The following is a 9,632-nucleotide window of genomic DNA, read 5'->3' as shown; positions in this document are numbered from 1 at the left end:
AGGATGGGGTGAGCGGGGAGAAGGTCAAGATCATCGTCGTGCGCAAGGACCCGAACCTGACCCAGGAGCAGATCCTCGCCCACTGCCGGGAATACCTCACCGGCTACAAGGTGCCCAGGTATGTGGAGTTTCGCAGCACTGAGCTGCCGAAAACGACAGTGGGTAAAGTGCTGCGCCGCGCCTTGCGCTGATTTAAAGGTATGTCGGTGATCCAATGTGGGAGGGGGCTTGCCCCCGATGGCGGTGAATCAGTCACGTAGATATCCACTGACCCACCGCTATCGGGAGCAAGCTCCCTCCCACATTGGAACTGCGATTGACTTAAGAAACGGTCGGTTCTAAGAAGCCAAAGAAGAAACAATGCAGCCCCTCCCACAGGAGTTTTGCATTGTGTTTCAAACCGAGTTCACGTTGACCCAGCGTTCTTCCTGGGCGGCCATGCGAATCGCCGTCGCCAGCCGCTCCACTTCCCACGCCGCCTCAAAATCAGTGCCGTCCGCCCCTTGCCCGGCCACGGCCATGATCAGCTCCTGTACTTCCAGCGTCTTCAGTTCGTTGTAGCCCAACTGGTGCCCCGCAGCCGGGCTGAACGCCGCGTAGCCGGGCAGGGCAGGACCTGCCAGCAAACGCTGGAAACCGTCCTGACCGACACGGCACAGGCGCAGTTCATTCAAGCGCTCCTGGTCGAAGGCGAGCGTGCCTTTGGTCCCGCTGATCTCGAAACTCAGGTGGTTTTTGTAACCGTGCTTGAGCCAACTGCTACTCACCGTGCCGCGTGCCCCGTTGGCGAAACGCAGCAGCGCATGCACCTGGTCATCCACGGCGATGGCCTTGAAGTCGTTGCTGCCTTTTACCGCAGGGCGCAGGGCATGCACGGTGTGGGAGTCGGCGCACACGCTGACCACATCGCCCACCAGGTACCGCGCCATCGACAGCAAGTGGCTGCCCAGGTCCGCCAGGGCGCCGCCGGCGTGCGCGACTTCGCAGCGCCATGACCACGGTGATGCCGGGTCTGCCATGAAGTCTTCGCTGAACTCGCCCTGGAAGCTGATGATGTCGCCCAGTTCGCCATTGGCGATGATCTGCCGCGCCAGTGTGATCATCGGGTTGTGCTGGTAGTTGTATCCCACCCGCGTGACGACACCGGCGGCGCTAGCGGCGCGGCGCATGGCGTCGGCCTGTTCGAGGCTCACGGCCAGGGGCTTTTCGCAATACACCGCCTTGCCCGCCGCGATCGCCGCCATGGCCATGGGGTAATGCAGGTGATTGGGCGTGGTAATGGCCACGACATCGACCTTGGGATCGTTGATCAACGCTTGCCAGTCGCCATGGGCCTGGGCAAAACCCCAGGCGGTGGCGCAGCGCTGGGCGCGTTCGGTGTCGGCATCGGCCAGGGCGGCCAGCTTGAGCTGTACCGGCAGCTCGAATACCGCCCGCGCATTGTTGAATGCCAAGGCATGGGCTCGGCCCATGAAGCCTGTGCCGATCAAGCCGATTCCGAGTTCACGCATTGCCGTGGTCCTTTGGATTATTGTTTTCAGAGTGCGTATTAATGGAATAAAAATTCTCTAAACTCAATAGGTGGAATAAAAATTCATTACTCGCTCGGCAATCAGCCTGGCGAATGCGGCTATATTCACCACATGGCCAAAAGCCGTCAGTTAACAAAAGATAACGTAGCGCTGATTGTCAGACGATTCCAAAGCCCGATAGGATGGCCCCTGCTTCCTTCAGGCGCTCTAGATTGCAGGTTTCGGCGCCCGGCAAGGCAAGACCTAACAATAATAAATAGGAGAAAGGTCTATGAGTGAGCCTGTCATGGGTTGGGTTGTTTGCCGCCCACGCGCCGCACGCAGGGTCGCGTTGCTGGCCACAGCGCTCTCGCTGTTTGGCGCCGTCGCGGTGCCGACCGCCGTCCACGCCGCCGGCGATACCCCCACCGCCGCAGTGTTCGCGATTGAATCCCCCAAGGCCGCCAAAGGCCTGATGATCGATGTGGTGCATGCCGGCAAGCGCCTGGTGGCGGTCGGTGATCGCGGGCATATCCTCTATTCCGATGACCAGGGCGCCACCTGGGTCCAGGCCAAAGTGCCGACCCGGCAGTTGCTCACCGCGGTATTTTTTGCCGATGAGCAACACGGTTGGGCCGTGGGCCATGACGCGCAAATCCTCGCCAGTACCGATGGCGGCGCCACCTGGACCCAGCAATACCAGGACCTCAAGCGCGAAGCACCGTTGCTCGATGTGTGGTTCAACGACACCCGCCACGGCCTGGCCGTCGGCGCCTACGGCGCGCTGATCGAAACCACCGACGGCGGCCAGACCTGGGCCGACGTCAGCGACCGCCTCGACAACGAAGACCAATACCACCTCAACGCCATCGCCCAGATCAAGGACGCCGGCCTGTTCATCGTCGGCGAGCAGGGCAGCATGTTCCGCTCCAGCGACGACGGCCAGACCTGGGAAAAACTCGAAGGCCCCTACGAGGGCTCGCTGTTTGGCGTGATTGGCACCGCGCAGACGCAGACGCTTCTAGCCTATGGCTTGCGCGGCAACCTTTACCGTTCCACGGATTTCGGCGGCACCTGGGAGCAGGTCCAATTGAACGCCGCGCGGGGTGCCCTGGAGTTCGGTTTGTCGGGCGCGACCTTGCTGGAGGATGGTTCCATCGTGGTGGTCGGCAACGGCGGCAGCGTAGTGGTGAGCCACGACGACGGCCAGACCTTCAGCGTCTTCAATCGCCCGGACCGCATTTCGCTGTCGGCGGTCACGGCGGCGGGTAATGGAAACTTGATCCTCGCGGGGCAGGGCGGTGTGCGTGTTGCCACGCCAGCCGGCGCTGAACCGACAAAACAATAACAAGGCGGGGAAAGTATGAGCAGTCATCACAACGATAAAGCGACCTTTCTTGAGCGCCTGATCTTCAACAACCGCCCGGCAGTGATCATCATCTGCCTGTTGGTGAGCGTGTTCCTGTTCTGGCAGGCAACCTTGATTCGCCCGTCCACCAGCTTTGAAAAGATGATCCCCCTCAAGCACCCCTTCATCGAAAAGATGATGGAGCATCGCAACGACCTGGCGAACCTGGGCAACACCGTGCGCATCTCGGTGGAGGCCAAGGACGGTGACATCTTCACCAAGGACTACATGGAGACCCTGCGTCAGATCAATGACGAGGTGTTCTACATCTCCGGCGTCGACCGCTCGGGCCTCAAGTCGCTGTGGAGCCCCAGCGTACGCTGGACCGAAGTGACCGAAGAAGGTTTTGCCGGGGGCGAAGTCATCCCGCAAAGCTACAACGGCTCGGCGCAGAGCCTCGATCAACTGCGCAATAACGTGCTCAAGTCCGGCCAGGTCGGGCGTCTGGTGTCCAACGATTTCAAGTCGAGCATCGTCGACATCCCGCTGCTGGAGGCCTACCCGGATCCGCAGGACCAGGGCAAGTTGCTGGCCCTGGACTATCGCAAGTTCTCCCATGAGCTCGAAGACAAGATCCGCGACAAGTTCGAAGCGCAGAACCCCAACGTCAAGATCCACATCGTCGGCTTTGCCAAGAAGGTCGGCGACCTGATCGACGGCCTGGTGATGGTGGTGTTGTTCTTCGGCATCGCGTTTGTCATCACCCTGGTGCTGCTGCTGTGGTTCACCAACTGCCTGCGCAGCACCGTCGCGGTGTTGAGCACGACGCTGGTGGCGGTGGTCTGGCAACTCGGGCTGATGCATTTTTTCGGCTTCGGGCTGGACCCGTACTCGATGCTGGTGCCGTTCCTGATCTTCGCCATCGGTATTTCCCACGGCGTGCAGAAGATCAACGGTATCGCCCTGCAATCCAGCGAGGCGGACAACGCACTCACTGCGGCACGGCGCACCTTCCGCCAACTGTTCCTGCCGGGGATGATCGCGATCCTGGCGGATGCGGTGGGCTTCATTACTCTGCTGATCATCGACATCGGTGTGATCCGTGAACTGGCCATCGGTGCGTCCATCGGCGTTGCGGTGATCGTGTTCACCAACCTGATTCTGCTGCCGGTGGCGATTTCCTATGCCGGCATCAGCCACCGCGCCATCGCCAGGAGCAAGAAAGACGCGCACCGCGACCATCCGTTCTGGCGCCTGCTGTCCAGATTCGCCAGCGCCAAAGTGGCACCGGTCTCGGTCCTGCTGGCACTGGTCGCGTTTGGCGGCGGCCTCTGGTACAGCCAGAACCTGAAGATCGGCGACTTGGATCAAGGCGCGCCGGAACTGCGCCCGGACTCACGCTACAACAAAGACAACAACTTCATCATCAGCAACTACTCCACCAGCTCGGACGTACTGGTGGTGATGGTCAAGACCAAGGCCGAAGGCTGCTCGCGCTATGAAGCCATGGCGCCCATCGACCAGTTGATGTGGAAGATGCAGAACACCGAGGGCGTGCAGTCGGCGATCTCGCTGGTGACCGTGTCCAAGCAGATGATCAAGGGCATGAACGAGGGCAACCTGAAGTGGGAAACCCTGTCGCGTAACCCGGATGTACTGAACAACTCCATCGCCCGTGCCGACGGCCTGTACAACAACAATTGCTCTCTGGCGCCGGTACTGGTGTTCCTCAACGATCACAAGGCCGAAACCCTCGACCGCGCGGTGCATGCGGTGCATGACTTCGCCAAGGACAACAACAAGGACGGCCTGGAATTCATCCTTGCCGCCGGTAATGCCGGGATCGAAGCGGCCACCAACGAAGTGATCAAGGAATCGGAGCTGACCATCCTGATCCTGGTGTACCTGTGCGTGGCGACCATGTGCATGATCACCTTCCGCTCCTGGGCCGCGACCCTATGCATCGTGCTGCCGCTGGTGCTGACCTCGGTACTGGGCAACGCGCTGATGGCGTTCATGGGCATTGGCGTCAAGGTCGCGACTTTGCCGGTAGTGGCGCTGGGCGTGGGCATTGGCGTGGACTACGGCATCTACATCTACAGCCGCCTGGAAAGCTTCCTGCGCGCGGGCCTGCCCTTGCAGGAGGCCTATTACCAGACGCTCAAATCCACCGGTAAAGCCGTGCTGTTCACCGGCCTGTGCCTGGCCATCGGCGTGTGCACCTGGATTTTCTCGGCGATCAAGTTCCAGGCCGACATGGGCCTGATGCTCACCTTCATGCTCTTGTGGAACATGTTCGGCGCGCTGTGGCTGCTGCCGGCGCTGGCGCGGTTCCTGATCAAACCCGAGAAATTGGCGGGGCAGAAGGGCAATTCGCTGTTCGCTCACTAAGCGCACGTTATCCCACCGTGTGGCCGGTTGAGCGCAATTGCCCCTCAACCGGCTCAGCGTTTACAACTTCAGAAACAGCTTCTCATCCAGGGGCGCTGCGATCCGCGAGCGATGATTCGCTCCACCTCATGATTGCTGGCTTCCCTGATTAGATCTTTCTGGGTCTTGGTGCGTTGGGAGGGGATTTTCAGGTGAGCGGCGGTATAGCTGCCGCGAGGCGCGCCTTTTTCCGGGTAATGGAAATGCGCATACCACAGCACGTCGATCTTGCCTTTGTCCCGAACCGCGTATTCGGTAAAAACATCGCCGCTTTTAGTGGGAATGTCCCGCCGTACCAGGTTGATATCGACGAAACCATGGCGCCACAGGAAATCGACGTTTTCCGGTTTCGGCGGCAGCACCTTGTAGCCGTCGGCGCAATGCTGGCGCGCCTTTTTCCGTAGCTCGCTGGCGCTGGCACGCCATTGGGCGACCAGTTCAGTGGCTTCTGGCCGTTTACCATGGCTGGCTTCGGTTTGTCGGGCGATCTGCTCAAGCTTATCGGCCTGATCTTGCAGCATATCGTTCCAGTCCAGCGGGTTGACGGTATCTCGACGCTGCGGGTCGCTGAGTTTCTTTTTCTGAAACAGGATGGTTCGTTCGGTATTGGCTGCGTCTTCGAGCAGCTTCTCGGCCTGGGCCTTATAGGTCGCCAGAGGTTTGGGCGACGAAGGCTGCGGCGTTTGTGGTGGCTGGTTGTCGCCGAACCTGACCTTGACCCATTCGTGCTCATTGGGGTGCTCGTAATAGGTGGCAATCGGTTCGTTGGTTTCCGGGTTGACTACCTCAATGACATTGAAGGAGTAGCCGGGCCCCTGTTCCGGCGGCTTCAACGTGCCGATCAGGGTTTGTTTGTCCCGCGTGTTGAACACCCGTTGGTTGTGCGGTTTATTTTGTTTCTCGCTCTGCGCAGCAGACACGGGGATCAAATGCTGCTCTTCACGGATCACCTCCGACAGGTCTGCTTCAGCTTCGGCGATGATCCCGCTGAGGTGACTATTGAACAGCTTGTGGTACTCGGCGCGAAACATGGAGGGATGGTTGTCGTACAGAAACACGCTGTCGCTCTGCATCTGCCGGTAGGTATCAATGATGGTTTGCAGCGCTGCCTTGCGTTCATTGAGGCTGTAGCCCTGGTACTCGCGTTGGGCAAGGAAGGACTGGTTGACGGGTATGACTTGCGTTGCGCTGAAGCGGTTCAACTGAAACTGGTTGTCGGCGCCCTGTGCACTGGCTGTACGGTCGATGCTCAATTCCTTGAGATTCACCAGCATCGACAGCCGGTCGGCCAGCGCGCTGATCGCAGGGGGCTTGATGTTCCTGCTTTTGAGAAAGGCCTGGGCGTGCTTGTTGCCGAAGGGAGAATCACGCGTCCATTTTTCGAACAGTGCACTGACGTCGCACTTGGTCTGCCAGAGGGCTTGCCTATTTTGATAGGTGACTTCGAAGGCTTCGACTAGCTCGTCGTAGGCGTGTGGGACCCCTTGTTTGGCCACTTTGAACAACTCAGACATCGGCGCTCCGCTGGCGGCTCTGAGATTGCTTTCGTTGAACAGGTACTGCTGGAAAGTCTTAATATTCCCGACTGTTCGGAGCAAGCTCTCGTAGATCTGCGAGCGATCCTGTTTGTATTCGGACAAGTCATCGGCACCGGAGATTTTTTTCGGGCTGATGATTGCAATGGTTTTCTCACCGGCTTCCAGCACTGTTCGCGTGAGTGATTGAAGATCGTTGAGTTTTTGTTTCAGGTCGGACAGGCGCGCGTCTGCGATGTTCAATTGCTGGCGATATCGCGTGGAAAACTGTTCCCCGACTTCGCTGTTGGCCAGCTTCCAGAGCGTGGCGAGCTCTTTCTGAACCAGTTCGTACTGCCCAAAGTCGCCGCTGAGGGCGGCTGTCGCGGTTTCGTGAGCACGGGCATGTTGTAAGAGCTCCGCGTAACTGTTGCGATAGAGAAGATCATTTTGTTCCTTGGCCCTCAGGCTGTTCTCCAACCTGGCCTTGAGTTTTGTCTTGGGCATGCCGCCCCTCAGCCTGGGCCGGGTATCGATACGCCAGTGGCCTTGATCGTCAGATGCCAAGGCAGGTCCGGTTCGCGTCTGGTCGTGTTGATCGATGATAACGACACCCTCTGTGTCATGCGCCACCCGGAACCACTGACGATCAATACGGGCGTATAGCTGCGCGTCGATCGAATACAAGCCCTTGGTCGCACCGCTGCTCAGCGGCGCTCCTGGCGTGTCGGGCGCCGGGACACTGAAGGCATTCAAGCGTTCTTGCTGGGCGGCGGTCAGCCGGCGTGGGCTTGAAAAGGCAAAATCGAAGGTTCCGCCAGCTTGCTCAACGAACGTATCGGTGGGTGCCTGATGGATCAGGGCCGTCTGCGCGCTCACGTCGGCTTCTTGAGTGCGAGCCAGGGGAACGGCGACGTCCGGCCGTTGTTCAAAGGGTATCGTGTGGTCTGTGCGTGAGGTTGCCGAGGCGGGCCTGGAATGGGTCAGCAGCATGGCCAGGTTGAGCAACAGATCGACGGTGGCGGCCGTCGGGTCGCGATGGCCGGGATCAGCGATTTGCTGGATGTCATTCTCGACGCTGGCCAATTGCGCCAACCAGCCGACCATGGCGCCGGGTCCGCGCAGTATCGGCAGCAGGGTGTTGAACAGCAGCCAGCCCAATTGCTTGTGGCTTGCCCAGCGACTTTGCGCATTGGACGTGGATTGGCCCTGCGCGAGTGTGACCAGGCTGTTCGCGTTCGCCGTGAACAGATGCTTGAGCAGGTCACCGTTCAACACGTCCTGATGCAAGGCCTGGGCGGCGGCATACCCGTCGGTAGCGAGGACGGTGGGGGTGGGTGTTTCGGGTGCATCGAACTCATTGAACACGCCATAACGGGCTATGTGGGGGGTATGGAAACCACCGTTGCCATATACCGCGCGGGCTTTATCGTCCGGCAGCCAGGCCAGGATGCTTTGTTGCAAGGGACCGGGCGCCTGGATGGCCTTGAGCAGTGCGTCGCGGCTGGCGAATTCCTGCAAGGACGGCGTGAGCTGCGGGCGATAGAGTATGTGCGGGCCGCGCGTCGAGTCCTGCGGCTCGATCAGGAACATATTCTCGACGATGTCCGGTGTTGCTCCAGGCTTGCGGATAAACGCCAGGGGCCGCACGGTGATCGACTGACCGTCGACTTCACGCGGGCCGCTGCCGGGCCGCATCGCGGCCTCGATCATTCGACAGCCCTGGTCGGTAAGGCCGGCCTGGCCCCTGAGCTTGAGTTCCATGGCCTGCATGTTCAGCTGGATCGGCACCTGTTCGACAAACAATGTTTCGCGCGCCCGTGCCTGGGCATCAGTGCCGAGCAAGTGCCGATTCAGCAGGGCCGGATAGGTGCGACCAATATCAACCTGGCTGATTACGTCCTTGAGCCGTTGCGACAGGTGCGGGTCGTCGACCGGGGCGCCGCGCACGCGGATACTCATTGCGCCGTTGGGCAGGCCTGCGAGGTTTTCCAGAGCCATGTCCACCAGGCTCATCCTCACGGGTTCGATATAGCCACTGCCCATGTCTCCGACCGGCACCTGGAAGGTAATCTCCAGGTCGTCGGCCGTATACCCGTCGGCGCGCAGCTGTTCGTCGAGTTGCTGTCGGGCGAAGGTGCGGATATCGGGGATATCCGTCAGGAAGGTGCGGCCCTGGTTGCGCTGCATGCTGCTGGCCAGCGCCAGGGCATGGCGTTGATAGCTGAACTGTTCGGCATCGCTGGCACGGGTGAGCCAATCCGGCATATTGCGTTTCATCGGCTCAAGACGGGGCGAAGACAGCGGCGCAGTATTGGCGAACCAGGGCGCCGGATCGCCAGCCTGGGCAAACAGTTGCTCCAGCGCGTCGACGCTACCGTGTGCAGGCAGCTGTATGGCCTGTATATGTTGCAACTGTTGGGCGAGGATAACGGCGGCCTGGGTATCGAACACATTGCCGTCCGGCGCGCTGCACTTCCAGCTGAGCCGATCGAACTCAAAGCGTTGCGCCAGCTGACGCTCCCAGGCCACGGCAAACGCCTCCAGGGATGGGTAGGGCGTGATCACCCCGGCGGCCGAGGTGTGCAGGACCACCGTGCGTCCGTCGACCTGGCGCGTGATCAGCAGGTCAGGGCTCTGAACCTGGTGGGAAATTTCTCCTTTGCTCAGGGTCGAGCTCACCACGAACACCTGGGCGGCGTCATCGCCGGCCGCGCGCTGACGATCTGCCGGGTCCGGGTACTGTGTGACCTGATCGAGTGTCTGACGCTGTTGCGCATCCAGGCCGGGCTGTTTGAGGCCGGCGATGCGCAAGGTGTCGTTGAGGGT

At 60.3% G+C, this 9,632-nt stretch carries 5 protein-coding genes; 3 read left to right on the top strand and 2 right to left on the bottom strand.

From position 1 onward, the window contains the following. A partial coding sequence (locus JWR98_RS05605; protein ID WP_425273157.1) for an AMP-binding enzyme occupies positions 1-191 on the top strand: 191 nt, incomplete at its 5' end. A gap of 204 nt (positions 192-395) precedes the next feature. On the opposite strand, the gene JWR98_RS05600 is transcribed toward JWR98_RS05605, so the two are convergent. Beyond that, the gene (locus JWR98_RS05600; RefSeq protein ID WP_078733434.1) at positions 396-1,511 is read right to left on the bottom strand and encodes a Gfo/Idh/MocA family protein; all 1,116 of its coding nucleotides are present in this window, start codon (positions 1,509-1,511) and stop codon (positions 396-398) included. A 307-nt stretch (positions 1,512-1,818) separates the two neighbouring features. On the opposite strand from JWR98_RS05600, the gene JWR98_RS05595 reads away from it, so the two are divergent. Both JWR98_RS05595 and JWR98_RS05590 read left to right on the top strand, forming a co-directional pair. After that, positions 1,819-2,859 carry a WD40/YVTN/BNR-like repeat-containing protein gene (locus JWR98_RS05595; RefSeq protein WP_205489494.1) on the top strand — a complete coding sequence of 347 codons (1,041 nt, stop codon included), beginning with the start codon at positions 1,819-1,821 and terminating at the stop codon, positions 2,857-2,859. A gap of 15 nt (positions 2,860-2,874) precedes the next feature. Further along, a complete protein-coding gene (locus JWR98_RS05590) occupies positions 2,875-5,250 on the top strand; it encodes an efflux RND transporter permease subunit (protein ID WP_078733433.1) in 2,376 nt (791 codons plus the stop codon). Positions 5,251-5,318: 68 nt separating this feature from the next. Here the strand turns inward: JWR98_RS05590 and JWR98_RS05585 are convergent, their stop codons facing one another. Continuing rightward, positions 5,319-9,617 carry a dermonecrotic toxin domain-containing protein gene (locus JWR98_RS05585; protein ID WP_225908593.1) on the bottom strand — a complete coding sequence of 1,433 codons (4,299 nt, stop codon included), beginning with the start codon at positions 9,615-9,617 and terminating at the stop codon, positions 5,319-5,321. Positions 9,618-9,632: the final 15 nt, after the last annotated feature.

Origin of the sequence: Pseudomonas lactucae (assembly GCF_016937615.1) — a bacterium.
Lineage (GTDB): Bacteria > Pseudomonadota > Gammaproteobacteria > Pseudomonadales > Pseudomonadaceae > Aquipseudomonas > Aquipseudomonas lactucae.
The sequence above is the reverse complement of the archived record's forward strand: the minus strand, read 5'-3'. Positions and strand labels throughout refer to the sequence as shown.